Annotated in this window: 16 protein-coding genes; 4 read left to right on the top strand and 12 right to left on the bottom strand. The window is 60.5% G+C overall.

From position 1 onward, the window contains the following. Position 1 precedes the first annotated feature (1 nt). Positions 2-553 (top strand): sigma-70 family RNA polymerase sigma factor, encoded by a 552-nt coding sequence (locus AC6I8V_RS22695; protein ID WP_497846069.1) that lies wholly within the window; start codon positions 2-4, stop codon positions 551-553. Next, positions 546-1,175: an NrsF family protein gene (locus AC6I8V_RS22700; protein ID WP_497846070.1), complete on the top strand. Its 630-nt coding sequence runs from the start codon at positions 546-548 to the stop codon at positions 1,173-1,175. The genes AC6I8V_RS22695 and AC6I8V_RS22700 overlap by 8 nt, the downstream gene beginning before the upstream one ends. 52 nt (positions 1,176-1,227) lie before the next feature. On the opposite strand, the gene AC6I8V_RS22705 is transcribed toward AC6I8V_RS22700, so the two are convergent. Next, positions 1,228-2,295 (bottom strand): SDR family oxidoreductase, encoded by a 1,068-nt coding sequence (locus AC6I8V_RS22705; RefSeq protein WP_497846071.1) that lies wholly within the window; start codon positions 2,293-2,295, stop codon positions 1,228-1,230. Positions 2,296-2,395: 100 nt separating this feature from the next. Between AC6I8V_RS22705 and AC6I8V_RS22710 the strand changes: the two genes are divergently transcribed. After that, positions 2,396-3,298 carry a LysR family transcriptional regulator gene (locus tag AC6I8V_RS22710; protein WP_497846072.1) on the top strand — a complete coding sequence of 301 codons (903 nt, stop codon included), beginning with the start codon at positions 2,396-2,398 and terminating at the stop codon, positions 3,296-3,298. On the opposite strand, the gene AC6I8V_RS22715 is transcribed toward AC6I8V_RS22710, so the two are convergent. Genes AC6I8V_RS22715 through AC6I8V_RS22740 form a run of 6 tightly spaced genes read right to left on the bottom strand, consistent with a single transcriptional unit; the run spans position 3,295 to position 9,616 of the window. Continuing rightward, on the bottom strand, positions 3,295-3,945 hold the full coding sequence (locus AC6I8V_RS22715; RefSeq protein ID WP_497846073.1) for a methionine ABC transporter permease: 651 nt from the start codon (positions 3,943-3,945) through the stop codon (positions 3,295-3,297). The genes AC6I8V_RS22710 and AC6I8V_RS22715 overlap by 4 nt on opposite strands. Then, positions 3,929-5,029: a methionine ABC transporter ATP-binding protein gene (locus AC6I8V_RS22720; RefSeq protein ID WP_497846074.1), complete on the bottom strand. Its 1,101-nt coding sequence runs from the start codon at positions 5,027-5,029 to the stop codon at positions 3,929-3,931. The genes AC6I8V_RS22715 and AC6I8V_RS22720 overlap by 17 nt, the downstream gene beginning before the upstream one ends. Before the next feature lie 2 nt (positions 5,030-5,031). After that, a complete protein-coding gene (locus tag AC6I8V_RS22725) occupies positions 5,032-5,829 on the bottom strand; it encodes a MetQ/NlpA family ABC transporter substrate-binding protein (protein ID WP_497846075.1) in 798 nt (265 codons plus the stop codon). Between the two features lie 23 nt (positions 5,830-5,852). Further along, complete coding sequence (locus tag AC6I8V_RS22730) at positions 5,853-7,214, bottom strand: LLM class flavin-dependent oxidoreductase (protein ID WP_497846076.1); 1,362 nt, start codon at positions 7,212-7,214, stop codon at positions 5,853-5,855. Beyond that, positions 7,211-8,401: an SfnB family sulfur acquisition oxidoreductase gene (locus AC6I8V_RS22735; RefSeq protein ID WP_497846077.1), complete on the bottom strand. Its 1,191-nt coding sequence runs from the start codon at positions 8,399-8,401 to the stop codon at positions 7,211-7,213. The genes AC6I8V_RS22730 and AC6I8V_RS22735 overlap by 4 nt, the downstream gene beginning before the upstream one ends. 9 nt (positions 8,402-8,410) lie before the next feature. Beyond that, a complete protein-coding gene (locus tag AC6I8V_RS22740) occupies positions 8,411-9,616 on the bottom strand; it encodes an SfnB family sulfur acquisition oxidoreductase (RefSeq protein ID WP_497846078.1) in 1,206 nt (401 codons plus the stop codon). A gap of 390 nt (positions 9,617-10,006) precedes the next feature. Here AC6I8V_RS22740 and AC6I8V_RS22745 point away from each other — a divergent pair, with 390 nt between their 5' ends. After that, entirely contained in the window at positions 10,007-10,645 is a 639-nt protein-coding gene (locus tag AC6I8V_RS22745; protein WP_497846079.1) for a LysE family translocator, read from the top strand. On the opposite strand, the gene AC6I8V_RS22750 is transcribed toward AC6I8V_RS22745, so the two are convergent. From AC6I8V_RS22750 to AC6I8V_RS22770, 5 genes are all read right to left on the bottom strand, one after another. Then, positions 10,616-11,422, bottom strand: coding sequence for an AraC family transcriptional regulator (locus AC6I8V_RS22750; protein ID WP_497846080.1), 807 nt, complete (start codon positions 11,420-11,422; stop codon positions 10,616-10,618). The two genes, AC6I8V_RS22745 and AC6I8V_RS22750, sit on opposite strands and share 30 nt — an antisense overlap. A gap of 80 nt (positions 11,423-11,502) precedes the next feature. Next, positions 11,503-12,303 carry an inositol monophosphatase family protein gene (locus tag AC6I8V_RS22755; RefSeq protein ID WP_497846081.1) on the bottom strand — a complete coding sequence of 267 codons (801 nt, stop codon included), beginning with the start codon at positions 12,301-12,303 and terminating at the stop codon, positions 11,503-11,505. Positions 12,304-12,326: 23 nt separating this feature from the next. Beyond that, positions 12,327-13,388 carry an ABC transporter ATP-binding protein gene (locus AC6I8V_RS22760; RefSeq protein ID WP_497846082.1) on the bottom strand — a complete coding sequence of 354 codons (1,062 nt, stop codon included), beginning with the start codon at positions 13,386-13,388 and terminating at the stop codon, positions 12,327-12,329. Beyond that, positions 13,385-15,613: an ABC transporter permease gene (locus AC6I8V_RS22765; protein WP_497846083.1), complete on the bottom strand. Its 2,229-nt coding sequence runs from the start codon at positions 15,611-15,613 to the stop codon at positions 13,385-13,387. The genes AC6I8V_RS22760 and AC6I8V_RS22765 overlap by 4 nt, the downstream gene beginning before the upstream one ends. Positions 15,614-15,694: 81 nt before the next feature. Beyond that, positions 15,695-16,723, bottom strand: a complete 1,029-nt coding sequence (locus AC6I8V_RS22770; RefSeq protein WP_497846084.1) for an ABC transporter substrate-binding protein — start codon at positions 16,721-16,723, stop codon at positions 15,695-15,697. Between the last annotated feature and the right edge of the window lie 218 nt (positions 16,724-16,941).

Genomic DNA, 16,941 nt, shown 5'->3' on the forward strand with positions numbered 1-16,941 from the left:
TATGGATATAAGCGATACCGGGCGCGACAGCTGGCCTGCGTTGATGGAACGCGCGCAGGCAGGCGATCAGCAGGCTTACACGCGGCTGCTAAAAGCGCTGGTGCCGGTGATTCGTTCGCAGGTACGAAAACAGCTCGCTGACGACGCGCTGATTGAAGACGTGATTCAGGATGTGCTGCTGACAGTGCATCGGGTACGTCATACCTACGATCCCGCCTATCCCTTCCTGCCCTGGCTGATGGCGATCATCTCGGCGCGCGCAGTGGATGCGCTGCGCCGCCGTGGACGCCATCAACGCTGGGAAGTGGAAGAGGATGAGCTGGCGGAGACACCCGCCCCGGCAGATGCGCAGCGTCAGGATTCGCAGGAGGAGCTGGCAGGTTATCTGCGGCAGCTGCCTTCACGCCAGCGGGAAATTGTCGAACACGTCCATTTACGCGAAATGAGCCTGACAGAGGCGGCAGCGCATAACAACCTGAGCGTGGCAGCGGTGAAATCGCTGCTGCATCGTGCGCTAACCAATCTGCGCCGCTTTGGAGCACATCATGACTGATCACAACCTGTTGATTGAAAAACTCAGCCAGTCCGCACAGCCGGTAAAACGGCCGCTGCCCACCGGCTGGCGGGTGCTGGCTTGGCTGGCTGCTGCCCTGCCGTGCGGCGTGATAGCCAGTTTTCTGGTGCAGCGCAGCCTGACTGACTGGTCGCAACCCGGCGCCCACTGGGCGATGCTGCAACTGGCGCTGGCATTTGTGCTGGGGACGCTGGCGATCCGCAACGCTTTTAATATGAGCATCGCCGGACGTCGCAGCATCAGCTGGAAAGCCCTGCTGCCGCTGGGTTTGCTGTGGCTGGCGTTAAGCATCATCAATATTCCCCGCGTCGAACCACCGTTGCATGTGGGAGATGGCACCAACTGCTACACCTTTTTGCTGGTGGTCAGCACGCCGATGATGGTGATGATGATTGCCAGCCTGCGGCGCACCCGCGCGCTGCATCCGGTACGCAGCCTGGCGATGGCAGGCTTTGGCGTCGCCTGCATGGCCGTGACGCTGCTGGCCTTCTGCCACCCGGTGCATCTGCATGTGGATGATTTTATTATGCATCTGGCAGCGATTGTCACCATCGTGGCGCTGACGGTGCTGCTGGGGAAACGTTGGGTGGCGTTGTCGTAACGCCAGCAATATCGGTAGGGTCGGTATTCATACCGACCCTGTTAATTGATACTTACCCCGGAATCACCTTCTCCGCTTTCAGCTTATCAAACAGCTGAATAAATGAATCCAGCGAGCTGCGATAACCGGTAAATCCTGCCTTGCGGCTTTTGCTCATATCGGTAAAGGCATCCATCGGACGTCCCAGATCGGCATCGGTATGCCACCACGACGCCAGTTTGTTGATATCGGCTTCGCGCAGCCCGTCACGCTGAGCAATCTCCTGCCACGCCGCCGCGGCATCCTGCATCCGTCCTTCCAGCGGCATCATTTGCGCCGGATACGCCGCCGCCTCAATGCCGAAATACGCGGCGAGACGCGGCCACAGCCAGTTCCAGCGGAACACATCGCCATTCACTGCGTTGAAATCCTGATTCGCCGCCTGTGGCGCGGTGGCGGCCCACAGCAGCTGTTCCGCCAGCAGTCCGGCATCGGTGACATCCGCCAGGCCATTCCACTGCTCAGGCGAGCCGGGGAAGATAAACGGCCAGCCTTTCTCCCGGCATAGCGTGGCGTACACCGCCAGCGTCTGCCCCATATTCATCGCATTGCCCAACGCATAACCGATGATGGTATGCGGACGATGCACGCTCCAGCGATAGCCAAACTTCTCCGCACCAGCAAAGATCTCGTCTTCCTGCGCATAGTAGAAGTTGTCAACCGGCTGACGGCCCTGCTCCTCACGGAACGGCGTCACCGGCACCGCACCTTTGCCGTAGGCTTCGAACGGCCCCAGATAATGCTTCAGCCCGGTGACCAGCGCCACATGCGCCCCCTGCAAACGATCGCCAAGCGCGTTGATCACGTTACGCACCATCGCGCCGTTGACGCGAATGTTCTCTTTTTCATTCGCCTGACGCGACCAGACGCTAAAAAACAGCGCATCCGGCTGCACATCGGCCAGCACCTTGCTCACTGCATCGGCATCGGTGAGATCCGCCGTCAGGCTGCGGCACCCTTCCGGCACAGCGCCGCGCCCGCGTGACAGGCCAGTCACCTGCCAGCCTTCGCTGAGTAACTTATCTGCCAGCGCACGCCCAATCACGCCGCTGATGCCTACAATTAACGCCTGCTTTTGCATTTCAATTCTCCTCGGTTTGCGTAATCATTAGCGTAATAGAGAATTGAATTCCCATCTCTGGCATTAATTCACATCATTCCCAACCTGAGTTCATGAATAGATGCACGATCAGCGCCTGAAAGATATCGTCCCTTTTGTTGCCAGCGTGGAAAGCGGCAGCTTTGCCGCGGCGGCGGAGCGCCTGCATATCACCGGTTCGGCGGTGAGCAAAAGCGTTACCCGGCTGGAGGCGCGGCTGGGTTCGCGCCTGCTGGAGCGCACCACGCGCAGCCTGAAGCTCACCGATGCCGGTAACGCCTACTATCAAACCTGCATCCGTATTATGGAAGAACTGGCGGAGGCGGAAGCGGTGCTGGCGGCACAACGCAGCATCCCGTCCGGACGGCTGCGGCTGGCGGTGCCCAACACCTACGGCCGTCTGGCGGTGATGCCGCTGCTGATCCCATTTTGTCAGCAACATCCCGAGCTGGAACTCAGCCTGAGTTTTTCTGACCGTTTTGTTGATTTGTTCGATGAAGGGATTGATGTGGCGGTGCGCATCGGGAACGTCACCGATCTGCCCGCTTCGCTCGGCTGTCGGCAGATGGGCCGTGAGCGCATGGTGTTCTGCGCCGCGCCGGATTATCTGGCGCGGGCCGGGCGGCCAATCAGCACCGCCGAACTGATGCAGCATCAGGCGATTTTATATGAACGGGTTGACGGCACCACCAAACCCTGGCTGTTGCAGGGCGAGGATGGTCATCTGTACTGGCGCACCCTGCCGCACCGGATGGCGCTGGGCGATGTCGATGCCCAGGTGCAGGCCGTGTGCGCCGGATTAGGCGTGGGTCAGATGCCGTCATGGCTGGTGCGCGAGCAGCTGGCGCGCGGCGAGCTGGAGATTATCCTGCCCGAGCATCAGCCCGCGGGTCTGGCGCTGACGCTGGTGTGGCCGCGTCGCAAGCAGCTGCTGCCGAAAGTCGATGCGCTGCTGGGCGCGCTGAGCGGCCTGCCGATACGTTAACGATGGTTCAGCCGCCGTGACAGTCGATCGCCGAAAAATTGCAGCAGAGTGACCAGCGCCACCAGTACCACAATCACCGTCAGCATCACCTGGGTATCAAAACGCTGATAACCGTAACGATAGGCGAGATCGCCTAAGCCGCCCGCGCCAATCGCCCCGGCCATCGCGGAGGCGTTGATCATCGTCACCAGCGTAATGGTAAAGCCGCTGACGATGCCAGGCCGCGCTTCCGGCAGCAATACGTGCCAGATGATATGCCAGCGATGAAACCCCATCGCCTGCGCCGCTTCGGTCAGCCCTTTGTCCACCTCGCGCAGACTCACTTCAGCAATGCGGGCGAAAAACGGCGTGGCCGCCAGCGTCAGCGGCACCGTAGCCGCCCATACGCCGTACGTGGTGCCCACCACCCAGCGGGTAAAGGGGATCAGCGCCACCATCAGAATCAAAAACGGGATGGAGCGAAACAGGTTCACCAGCCAGCCTAGCAGCCGATTCAGTAACGGATTGGGAAACAGATCGCCGCGTCCGGTGACCACCAGAACCACCGCCATCGGCAGGCCCAGCGCCAGCGCAAAGACCGACGACACCCCGACCATCAGCAGTGTATCCAGCAGCCCGGTCCATAAACGCTCAATAGCCAGTGACATACCCTGCAATCTCCAGTTGGTCGGCGATACCCGCCAGTGCCTGTTGCGCGGCGTCAGCGTGATGACGCGCGTCCAGCAACAGCAACAGCTGGCCGGTTGGTTTGTTGTCCACCCACTCGATCGCGCTGAACAACAGCGTCACTTCCCCTGCTACGCGCTGGCTCAGCGCGCCAAGATCCGGTAACGCGCCCTGCCCGGTATAACGCAGCCGCACCAGCAGGCGCGAGGCATTGCTCTGCCGCGTGGCGGTCAGCAACGGCACAATATTTTCCGGCAACGCCTGATGCTGCGGGTTGAGCAGCTGACGTGTGGTCTCCTGCTGCGGGTCGCTGTAGACCTGCCACACCGGGCCACGCTCGATGATTTCGCCCTGTTCGATCACCGCCACCTGATGACAAAGATCGTGCACCACATCCATTTCATGGGTGATCAGGACGATGGTGATATGGCGCTGCTGATTGATTTTCTTCAGCAGCGCCAGAATGGCGCGGGTGGTTTCCGGGTCGAGCGCCGAGGTCGCTTCATCGCACAGCAGCAGTTCCGGGTCATGCACCAGCGCACGCGCAATGCCGACGCGCTGCTTCTGCCCGCCGGAAAGCTGGGCGGGCCAGGCGTGCTGACGCTGCTCCAGCCCCACCAGCGCCAGCAGTTCATCCACCTTGCGCTGACGCTCTGCCGCCGGTACGCCAGCCACCTTCATCGGCAGCTCGATGTTTTCCCGCACCGTTTTCGCCGACAGCAGGTTAAAGTGCTGAAAAATCATGCCGGTGCGGCGTCGCCACTGCACCAGCTGGCGATCGCTCAGGGTGCCAATATCCATACCCTCAATCACCACCTGCCCGGCAGTGGGGGCTTCCAGCCGGTTAAGGCAGCGGATCAGCGTCGATTTCCCGGCGCCGCTGCGACCAATAATGCCGAAGATCTCCCCGCGCTGAACTTGCAGATCGATGTTTTTCAACGCGTCCTGGGTCTGCCCGGCATAACGTTTAGTTAATCCCCGGATCTGGACGTGCACCTTGCCCGCGCGCTGTCGCGCAGGCGTCAGCAGCGCATCCTGTTCTCCGGGCAATGTCAGGCTGACCATGATTACTGGCTCCAGCCCGGCTGGTACAGCTTGCCGTAGAAGCTATCCAGTTTGGCGCGTACCACCGGCGAATGCTGATAGATATCCACGAACTTCGCCAGACGCGGATCGTCCTGATGTCCGTCGCGGATGACAAACTGAATCACATATTCCGGGTGTTCCAGGCCATCAAACAGCAGCGCTTTTTCCGGGTCGATAGTTTTCGCCAGGCGCAGATAGTGCGGGTAGCCCTGCGCCAGATCGACTTCATCCAGCGAACGCGACAACTGCACCGCTTCCACCTCAATAATCTTCAAATCTTTCGGGTTGCTGGCGATATCATCGACGGTAGCCTTGAGACCGACGCCCGGTTTTAAGGTGATCAGCCCGGCTTTCTGCAATAGCAGCAGACCACGCGCGCCGTTAATCGGGTCGTTGGCTATCGCCACCGTGCCGCCCTGCGGGATCTGATCCAGCGAAGTGTGTTTTTTCGAATACAGGCCAATGTTATTGATGATCGCCGGGGCATAAGCCACCAGGTGGAAACCGCCCTCCTGGTTAGCGTTGGCGAGGAAAGGTTTGTGCTGGAACAGATTCACGTCAATATCGCCGTTCTCCACGCTGACGTTTGGTGCCGTCCAGTCGGTAAACTCCACCAGCTGCACCTCAAGACCCTGCTTTTTCGCTTCGGCGACGGCGGTTTCCAGCGGGGGCGCGAATGCGGCGGTGGTGCCCACCTTCAGCGGACCGCTGTAACTGGCGGCGCTGGCCAGGGTGCTAAAGGCCAGCAATGACGCGGCCAGTTTTAATGAAATGTTCATAACGATTCCCTGAGGTAAATGGATTAACGAAGGTTGGACGCAGGCCGCCAGCGCGCCGCCGGGTGGCGTTCAGGCAGACGATCCTGTTGCTGAAAAATCTTTTTGCGTAACGAACCGGGCTGATAGGCGGTTTTATAGCGCCCGCGCTGTTGCAGCTCCGGCACCACCAGATCGATAAAGTCGCGGTAGCTTTGCGGATTAAGGATGCGCGTCAGGTTGAAGCCATCGATATCACCGGCGTCGATCCAGTTGATTAAGGTGTCGGCGACCTGCGACGGATTGCCCACCACCAGCGGGTAGCGGCTACCCATCGCGTGCTGCTCCAGCAAACGTCGCCGCGTCCAGCCGTTGTAGGCTTTGCTGACCGATTCAATCGCCCGCGTGTCACCGCTGGTGATGGGCTCATCGAAATCAAACGCCGCCAGATCCATACCAATCGAGCTGGAAAAGTGGGCGATGCCCGCTTCCGGGCTGGCATACGCGAGATAGCTGCGGTACTTCTCCTGCGCTTCGCGCTCGGTGGGGGCAACAATCACGCTGACGCCCATAAAGATGCGCAGATCGTCGGCGCGTCGTCCGGCATCCACCGCCGCCTGACGCAGACGCTGGGTTTGCTGGCGCATCGCCTCGGGGGTGCTGGCGTTGACGAAGCTGCATTCGGCATGACGCGCCGCAAACTGCATCCCGCGCGCTGAACTGCCCGCCTGAAACAGCAGCGGCGTTCGCTGCGGCGACGGGCTGCTGAGGTGGTAGCCCTGCACCTGGTAGAATTCACCCTGATGATCGATCTGATGGATTTTCTGCGCATCGGCATACAGGCGCCGCTGACGATCCACCACCAGCGCATCATCCTGCCAGCTGCCTTCCCACAGCTGATACACCACATCGAGGAACTCATCGGCCTGGTCGTAACGGCGGTCGTGCGCCAGCAACTCACGCTGGCCCATGGCCCGCGCGGCGCTGTCGAGATAACCGGTGACGATGTTCCAGCCAATCCGTCCGCGCGTGAGATGATCGAGCGTCGAGAGACGCCGGGCGAAGGCATAAGGCGCTTCGTAACTGAGATTGGCGGTGACGCCAAAGCCGAGATGCTGCGTTACGCCCGCCATGGCGGAAACCAGCATGAGCGGATCGTTAACCGGCAGCTGAATCGACTCGCTGGCCGTCAGCCTGATGCCCTGCTGATAAACGTCGTAGACGCCGAGGATATCGGCGATAAAGATGCCGTCGAACAGGCCGCGTTCCAGCAAACGCGCCAGATCGGTCCAGTACTCCAGCGAATTGAAATCGACGGATCTATCCTGTGGGTGCGTCCACATGCCGTGATGAATATGTCCGACGCAGTTCATATTAAAGGCGTTGATCAGGATCTGCTTCTGGCTCATATCGTTCCCCGACGCGGCGGCAACACGCCGTTCAACAGGTAGTTACCAATCGCCGGATATTTCCAGCGCACCGGATCGTGCAGCGTATGGGTGCGCGCGTTGCGCCAGTGACGGTCCAGATTGTGTTCGCGCAGGCTGGCGCGAGAACCGCCGAGTTCAAACAACAAATTGCCCGCTTCCAGGGCGATTTCCGTGGTCCAGGCGCGTGCTTTCGCCACCTCCACCGACGCCGTTGCAACCTTCTCCGCCGTCGATTGCTGGCGCGCCGCATCAACCGCATCGCCGGCCAGCGCCAGCAGCGCATCGCCCGCCGCCAGACGCGCGGCGAGCCGACCGGTGCGATCCAGCGTCAGCGGGTCGTCCGTGGCACGCTCTACGCCGCTATCCGGCCAGGGCCGTGCGCGGCTGCGCAGGAACGCCAGCATGTCGTTGAAGGCGGCGCGGGCGATGCCCTGATCGATAGCCGCGTGCAGAATCTGGGCGAACGGGCCGACGGAGGTTGGCCGTTCGAAAGCGGTCTGAAACGGCACCACATCCTCACTGCTGACGGCGACATCCACAAACTGCACGCTGCCGCTGCCGGTGGTGCGCTGGCCGAAGCCGCTCCAGTCATCAATGACGCTAACGCCCGGCTGGTGACGCGGCACAAACACCAGCAGTTCTTTGTCATCGTCGCCACGGGCGGCGGTGGGGATGCGGTCGGCAAACAGCGCGCCGGTGGCGTAAAACTTGGTGCCGTTCAGCCGCAGCCCCTCGACACGCGTGCTGCGCTGATGCGCGGCGGGTGCGCTGTACTCCGCCAGCGCGTTGCCGTAATGCACCCCGGCCAGCACTTCGCCAAACAGCCGCTGCTGCTGCGCCGCGCTGCCGTTAACGCGCAGCACTTCCAGCGCGTAGTAGTGGTTTTGCGGCACCTGGCCGATGGCCGCATCCGCTTCACTGAGGATGGCGACGATCGCCGCCAGGGTGGCGGTGGGGATATCGATGCCGCCCCAGGCCTGAGGCACAGTAATCGCTCCCAGCCCGGCGGCAAAAAATTGCTGTAACTCGGCGTGCGGCAGCTGACGTTCCCGGTCGCGCTGCGCGGCATCACGACGAAAACGGGCGGCCAGTTCCTGCGCCGCCGCCAGCGCCTGTTGCGCCGTGGCGAGACGCACGGCAGGCTGTTTTGGCTGAACCTGGGTCATGGCAGCTCCTTAAATCCAGGCATGGCGCGCGGGCAGCGCATCATTGAGGTAATAGTTGCCGATGGCATGGGTTTTCCAGCGCACCGGATCATGCAGGGTATGGGTGCGGGCATTGCGCCAGTGGCGATCAAGACCATGGCGCAGCAGCGTGGCGCGACTGCCGCCCCACTCCAGCAACTTTTCACTGGCGTGCAGTGCCACCTCGGTGGTGAGCACTTTGGCCTCGGCCACCGCAATCGACGCCCGCGCGCAGTTTTCCGCGTTAAGCGATTGCGGGTCGATGCTGTCCAGCACCTTCGCCGCCCGCGCCAGCAGGGCATTAGCTGCCGTCAGCTCGGTGCTGATGCGGCCCACATCCGCCAGGATATAGGGATCGTCGGCATTGCGGCTGACCCCCGCATCCACCCACGGGCGTGAACTGCTGCGCACAAAATCCAGCGCATCATCCAGCGCGCCCTGGGCGATACCGGCATCAATTGCCGCCTGAATAAGCTGCGAGACCGCGCCGCGCAGCGTGGGTTTTTCCGGCGCGGGCAAAGGCATTACCCATGCCGGATCAACCGCCACCTGATGCAGTTGCACCGTACCGCTGGCGGTGGTGCGCTGGCCGATTCCGGACCAGTCATCGACGATCGTCAGCCCGGCGGCCGGTAAAGGAATAAATGCCATCACCGGCTGCCCATCCTGCATTGCCGTGGTCACCAGGATGTCGGCAAACAAAGCGCCGGTGGAGTAAAACTTCTCGCCAGTGAGTTGCAGCCCTTGTGACGTTGTCACCAGTTGCGCCTGTACATCGCGGGTATGACGGGTATTTTTTTCCGGGCCGCCGTTACCAAGGCGCTGCCCGCTGACCACCGCAGTCAGCAATTGCCGCTGCTGCCCGGCTGTGCCCTCGCCGAGGATAAATTGAATCAGGCCAAAGTGATTTTGTGGAATCTGCCCCAGCGACGGATCACTGGCGGAAATTAAACGGAATACTTCCGCCACCGTCTGGAATGACAAACCTGCCCCGCCAAACTGGCGCGGCACGCTAATGCTGCCCAACCCCAGCTGCGTAAATTGATTCAGCAGTTCGCGGGGATAAATACGCTGCTGATCGCGTTCAACCGCGCCCGCCCTGGCCTGCTCCGCCAGATTGCGTGCGGCTTTGAGCGCATCATCATCATTATTCAGCACCGCCGCGCAGGCGTGGCTCCTGACAATATTTTGCGTCATGATTTATTTCACTTTTCGCTTTGCGGGGAAATAACGGAATGGCAGGGATAATAATCAGGCGGTATAAAACAAGTAAATAGCGCGGTTATGCTATATCCGCACAAGGGTTTTCGTTATTGAGATAATAATTATTTGAGGTCTGAATCACGGCATATTTAATATTTATTACGGTGATCCAATTCTTAATAACAAATATCGCTATAGATTTGCAGCATGCGGATAACCGCATCTCTGTAACGCAATTAATACGGTCGGCATTCATGCCGGGCGCAGGGTGCGCATTGATGCGCACCAGGCCAACATCCGCGCCGCGCAATTCTTTCCAATACCCACCCCAGCGCAATATGGTTCAATGTCGCTTCTCTTAACGGCGCGGGATGCGTTTTTACTATGTTGCAGTTTTCAAATGGTTTTCTGCTGAGTCTGTCGTTATGCCTGGATATTGGCCTGGCAAATATCGCGATGATCACCCTGGCGATGCAGCGCGGCTATTTCCACGGTTTCTGGCTCGGGATCGGTACCTGCATTGGCGATCTGATCTATGCGCTGCTGGCGCTGGCGGGCATGGCGGTGGTATTGCAGTTTGCCGCGGTGCGCTGGGTACTGTGGATTGGCGGCGGCGCGATGTTGATCTGGTTTGCGGTGAAAATGCTGCTGGCGGCGTATCACTCGGTGACCGCCATCAACACCGACCAGCAGCAACCCCGGCGTTCGCTGGCGCGTGAATTCACTCGTGGCATTATGCTGGCGATGTCGTCGCCGACCGCCATCCTGTGGTTTGCCAGCGTCGGCGGCGCGCTGATTTCACGTATGGGCCATAGCAACGCCGGTTCCACCTCGTGGTTCCTTAGCGGTTTCTTTATCGCAGGCGTAGTCTGGACCTGCGTGCTCTGTCTGGTAGGGAGTATGGGCGGGAAGCTGCTGGGGCAGCGCCTGCTGAAATATTCCTACCTCGCTTCGGCGCTGATCTTCTGTTATTTCGCGATTTACGTGATCGGCTCAGGCTATCGGGAATTTATCCTCAGCTGAGGTAATTTGCTGCGCGTAGTGATGGGGCGTGGTGCCCATCACTTTACGGAAGGCGTTGATAAAGTGGCTTTGATCGTAAAAGCCGAGCTGCAACGCCGCGTCCTGTGGACGCACGCGCTGACGCAACAGATCGCGCGCATGATGCAGCCGCAGCTGCATATGATATTGCAGCGGCGGCATCCCGGTGAGCTGCGTAAAGCGGCGTACCAGATGATATTTGCTCAATCCCACCAGCTGCGCCAGCGTATCCAGCTGCGGTTTCACGCTCAGGTTGGCACGCAGAAAATCCTTCACCTGGGCAATCAGCTGCGCATCGCCCTGCTGGCGACTGTCGCGATCGAACAACAGTTCGCCGCATAACCACATCAGCCACTGATCGTCATCCTCAGGCGTTGCAGTGGCAAACTGGCAGATGGCGCTAAACACCCGCGCATCGTGCCAGGCGCCTTCACGCAACACCGGCGCCTGATCGGTACTGCTTAATCCCTGCTGATTGACGACCTCACGCAGTACCGCCTGCGGCAGATGCACGCTGATAAAACTCACCGGCTCCACGCTGAACTGCGATGCCTGGATCGCCGCCGGATTGTAAACCGTCACCTGTCCGGCGGGCACATCCAGCATTTTGCCATCCAGCCATACCGCTTCACGTCCACTCAGGTTGGCGCAAATCACATATTCATCATGCAGATGGCGCGGGAAAGCGGCGTCGCTGGCCGTCACGCGTGAACATTCAATACCTTTGCGGTTAAACCATTCAGAAGCAGACAGCGACACGAGGTGAAATCCGATGCAGGAAAAGAGGTTAATCAAAACACTGGAATCGCGGGAATGCAACGCTGCATTCCCGCCGCCGCTTACAAACCGGCAATGCGCTTCAGGTCCGCTTCCGCACCCGGCGCCACCGCCAGCACCTGCGCCCCTTTCAGCAGCCGTTCGCCTTCGGTATTAAACGGGTGATACCAGCCGCCCGCCTCTTTGACCAGACAATAACCGGCCAGGCAGTCCCAGGCGTGCATATAGGGTTCGTAGTAACCCACCACCCGTCCGGCCGCCACCCACGCCAGCATCAGCGCGCCTGAGCCGATGCGGATAAAGTTGCCGCCCGCCGCCAGTAACGATGCCAGAATCTCGCCCACTTTTTCCGGGCTGACGTAACTGTTAGCGCCAAAGCCGGTGACATGGTTTTGCAGGGTACGCGCGGGGTCAACCTGCAACCGCCGCCCGTTGAGCGTCGCGCCCTGTCCGAGCGCCGCCACGTAGCACTCCTGATAAGTGGGCGCAAAAATCACGCCAATCACCGGTACGCCTGCGTGCAGCACCGCCACCGACACGCACCAGTTGGGCATCCCGTTGAGGAAGGGGCTGGTGCCGTCAATCGGGTCAACCACCCAGGTATAGCCGGAGCTGCCGGGTTGCAGGCCATACTCTTCGCCGAGAAAACCGTCGTCGGCAAACTGCTCACGAATTCGCTGGCCGATCATCTGTTCCACTTCGCGGTCGGCACGGGACACCACGTCCTGTAAATCGTGCTTGGTTTCCACCACCAGACTGTCGCGCTGATGGAACCAGTGCAGCGCCGCCGCTCCCCCGGCTCGTGCCACCTCTTCAGCCAGCGCCAGGCGCGTCAGCAGGGCCTGGTTATCCACTTCACTCATAATTTGTCCTTTTGTTAAGCCAGTTATCCGGCAATCAGGGCGAGGCCCTGAGGTTTAAAATCGATGGCGACCGGTGTCGCTAACGGCCACTGCTGCTCCATCTGCGCATCGACGATAAACAGCGAACCCAGCTCGGTCGCCACTTCATATTCGATATGGTCGCCGAGCCAGGTGCTGTGCGTCACCTCGCCGCGCAGCGCGCCGTTGCCCTGATGATTCAGGGTGATAAACTGCGGCCGCACTGCAAGTTGCGCGCTGCCGGTGCGCGCCGCCGCGCCGCGTACGCGGTAACGCTGGCTGCCGAGCCGCACCAGCGCCTCGCTGCCTTCCACCTGTTCCACCTCGCACGGCAGGATATTCGCCTCACCCATAAAGTCGGCGATAAACACCGAGTTAGGCGCATGGTAGAGACTTTCCGGCGCGCCCTGCTGAGCAATATCCCCTTCTTTCATGACAATGATCTTATCGGACACCGCCAGCGCCTCTTCCTGATCGTGCGTGACATACACCGCGGTAAAGCCGAGCCGTTGTTGCAGATCGCGGATATCGGTCCGTACGCGGCGGCGCAGACGCTCATCAAGGTTCGATAGCGGTTCATCCAGCAGCAGCACCTGCGGCTCCAGCACCAGCGCACGCGCTACGGCGATACGTTGCTGCTGGCCGCCGGAGAGTTCCGACGGCAAACGCGCGCCCTGATGCTCCAGCCCGACCAGCTTCAGCCCTTCGCGCGCCCGATCCTGCGCCTCGCGCTTGCTGATGCCGGACGACAGCAGGCCATACATGATGTTGTCGATCGCGCTCATATGCGGAAACAACGCGTACGACTGAAACACCATCGCCACATCGCGTTCGTTGGCGGGCAGATGGGTGACATCCTGGCCGCCAATCAGGATGCGCCCGGCGGTGGGATGTTCCAGCCCGGCCAGCAGCCGTAGCGTGGTGGTTTTGCCACAGCCGGACGGACCGAGCAGCGTCACCAGCGTTCCCGGTTCCACCGTCAGCGACAGATCCGGCAGCGCGGTAAAATCGGCAAAGCGTTTTGCCACATGTTCAAACACCACGGAACCCGCTTTGACTGTAGTCATACGACACTCTCCTGAGTTAATGAGGTAGCGGCAGGCGGGGCGATCACCGCGACTGGCCGCGCCCGACGCAGCCGACGCTCACCCACCAGCCACTGAAACACGCCGATGATCAGCAGCATCACCACGATCAACACCGTGGAATAGGCAATCGCCACGCCATATTCGCCGTTCTCCACCAGCCCGACGATGTAGGACGTCGCCATGTTGTACTGCGCGGACACCAGAAAAATCACCGCGCTGATGGAGGTAATGGCACGCACAAAGGCATACACCAGCGCGGCGCTGATCGCCGGTTTCAGCAGCGGCAGCACCACTTTGCGCAGAGTGCGGAAGCTGCTGGCTCCCAGCGTCAGCGAGGCTTCATCCAGGCTTTTGTCCAGCTGGCTCATGGCTGCGATGCCGCCGCGCACGCCGACCGGCATATTACGGAAGACAAAACAGGCGATCAGGATCAGCGCGGTGCCGGTGATCTCCAGCGGCGGCAGGTTATAGGCCATGACATAGCTGACGCCAATCACCGTACCGGGGATGGCGAAGCTCAGCATCAGCAGAAACTCGAAGGTCTGGCGACCGGCAAACTTCTGCCGCACGATCAGCCAGGCGGTGAGCAGGCCGACAATCGCGGTGAGCGGCGCGGCAATCAGCGCGATCTCCAGCGTGGTCCAGAATGAATTCCACGCCACCCCGCTCCACAGCAGATGACCGTCACTGAAACTGACGCGGAACGCACGGATATAATGCTCCAGCGTCAGCGCATCGTTTAATCCCCACGACTGCACAAAACCGCCGACCACAATCATGCCGTAGATCACCAGCGTGAACAGTCCCCACGGCAGCACCATGCCGTACACGCCATAGCGCAGCGCGCGCGGCAGCTGACCATGCTGGCCGCCATCACCTTTGCCGGTGACGGTGGCGAAGTTTTTGCCGCCCAGCCATAGCCGTTGCAGGATAAACGCCGCCAGGGTGAAGCACAGCAGAATCATCGCCAGCACCGCCGCACGGCTTGGGTCATTTTGCGCCCCCACCACGGAGAAGAAAATTTCCGTCGACAGCACGCCATGGCTGCCGCCGAGCACCATCGGGTTGCCAAAATCGGCCATGCTTTCGATAAAGCAGATCAGAAAGGCATTCGCCAGTCCCGGCGCCATCAGCGGCAGCGAAATGCGGCTGAAGGTGCGCCAGCGATTGGCGCGCAGCGTCTGTGAGGCTTCTTCCAGCGAGGGGCTGACGCCTTCCACCACGCCGATAAGCACCAGAAAGGCGATCGGGGTAAACGACAGCACCTGTGCGATCCAGATCCCGGTTAAGCCATACAGCCAGCGCCCCGGTTCGATGCCGAACAGCGCCGCCAGATGCACCGTGACGACGCCCGAACGGCCAAACAACAGAATCAGCGCCAGACCGATTACAAACGGCGGCGTGATAATCGGCAGGATGGTCAACATGCGCAGCGCTTTCTTCAGCGGCAGCGGCGTGCGCGTGGCGGCCAGCGCGAACGCCAGCCCAAGCAGCGTCGCACCGCTGGCGGTCATCAGCGCCAGCCACAGGGTGCGCCAGGCGGTGCCGCAGGTGCCGCCGGCCAGGCAGGACAGGCTCCAGATAGAAGGGTCCTGAAGGTTGCTGATTAAGCCGCTGGGATTGAAACTGCCGTCCACATCCTGCACCGAGACCACAAACATACTCAGCACCGGATAGAGCACAAACACGCTGACCAGGGCAGTCAGCAGCACCAGAGAAGCCACCACAAAGGCATCGCCCTTCAGCACGCCGCGCTCGGCCAGCGCGCAGGAGAACAGCAGCAGGAACGTGGTCAGCAGCAGGATCGCGCCCGCCCCCATTGCCGGTTGTCCCTGTTGCAGCGCGCCAAAGTGATTTTCCAGCCACAGCCAGCTCCAGCCGCTGTAGCCAATGGCGTGCCCCTCAATCACCAGAAACAGCACGCCGAGCGCGCTAAACAGCAGCAGCAGACGGCTGCGCAACCCACCGGACGCCAGCAGGCCGCAGGCCGCGCACAGCAGATAGAGCGCCAGCGCGATCGCCAGCCACGGATGTTGAAATTCGACCATCTGCCACAACGCGGGCGCATTGGCCGCATCGCGCCAGAGGGAGAGCAGCCAGCCGCCGGAGAAAAAACCGGCCTCAAGGCTGTACCAGGGCAGCAGCGTCAGCGCCACGGCACCGGCGATCAGCGCAGCGACTAAGCGGCGATTGTTCGCATTCATAAATCACCTCGACCTGAAAATTCAGGCTGAAGCGGACTACTGGCCAGGGCCACCGCGATTCAGCATGTGCGACTGCAAGGATTACTGCGCGCTGGACCCAATCTCTTTGTCCCAGCGGCTGAGCAACGCTTTGCGTTTGGCGGAGTCGCCGTAGGTTTTGAAGTCGTAATCAATCAGTTTGATGTTTTCGAAGCGCGGCGCGTATGGCGAGATTTCCGCGTTGCGGTTGGAGGGCAGCTGGAAGGATTTGGCTTCTTTCATATGGGATTGCGCCTCGGCGCTCAGCGCCCAGTCATACCAGACTTTGGCGCTGGCCAGATTGCGCGCGCCTTTAACGATCGACATCGAACCGATCTCATAACCGGTGCCCTCGCAGGGTGCGACGGTTTTGATCGGGAAGCCATCCACCTGCATCGCCACCGCGTCATGCATAAACACGATGCCCACGGTGGTTTCACCGCGCGCGGCGGCTTTTACCGGCGCGGAGCCGGATTTGGTGTACTGGGAGATATTAGCGTTCAGTTTTTTCAGGTAATCAAAGGCCTGATCTTCACCCATGATCTGCACCAGGGTGGCGAGAGTGTTGTAGGCGGTGCCGGAGGAGTTCGGATTGGCGATCTGGATTTCCCCTTTCAGCGCCGGATTGAGCAGGTCGCGCCAGCAGGCCGGGACGGGCAGTTTTTTATCCGCCAGCAATTTGGTGTTGTAGCCCCAGCCGAGCGCACCGGCGTAAATGCCGACGGTGCGATAACCGGAGTTTTCCGCCTGCTTCTGCGCCCAATCCTGTTGCTGATCGAGCAGCGGGGATTTGTACACCTGCGTCAGCCCCTCTTCTGCGGCCTGCATATGCGGATCGCCAGTCCCGGCCCACCAGATATCGGTGCGCGGATTGCGGGCTTCGCTGCGGAGACGTGCGTAGGCTTCGCCCGCCGACAGACGCACCATATTTACCTGGATGTCCGGGTGTGACTGGCTAAAGATGCGCGTCATATGTTCGCACACCACCACATCGGCGGAGCAGATCATATTCAGATTGCCCGCAGCGGAGGCGGTGAACGGTAAGGCAGTGCAGCTGACAGCGATGGCGACATACAGAGGGGTGTAGCGCATGATGTTCTCCTTGGTTTGCAGGGTGTGCTTCACTGGCACTTTGTTATTTGCACATGTGTGCAAATTTGTAGAGAACATAAAATAGCCTGTCAATTGGCTTGCTGTGCAATTGACAGGCGATGTCACAAAATTGAAACAATTCACACGCGATTCATTTTGCACAGCTTTGCAAAATCGGGCAGACTCGTGTTCACCCAGATATCGCCGGAGAGGTTGCC

The sequence above is a fragment of the Pantoea sp. X-Soil-TKNS-1207 genome, assembly GCF_059730485.1.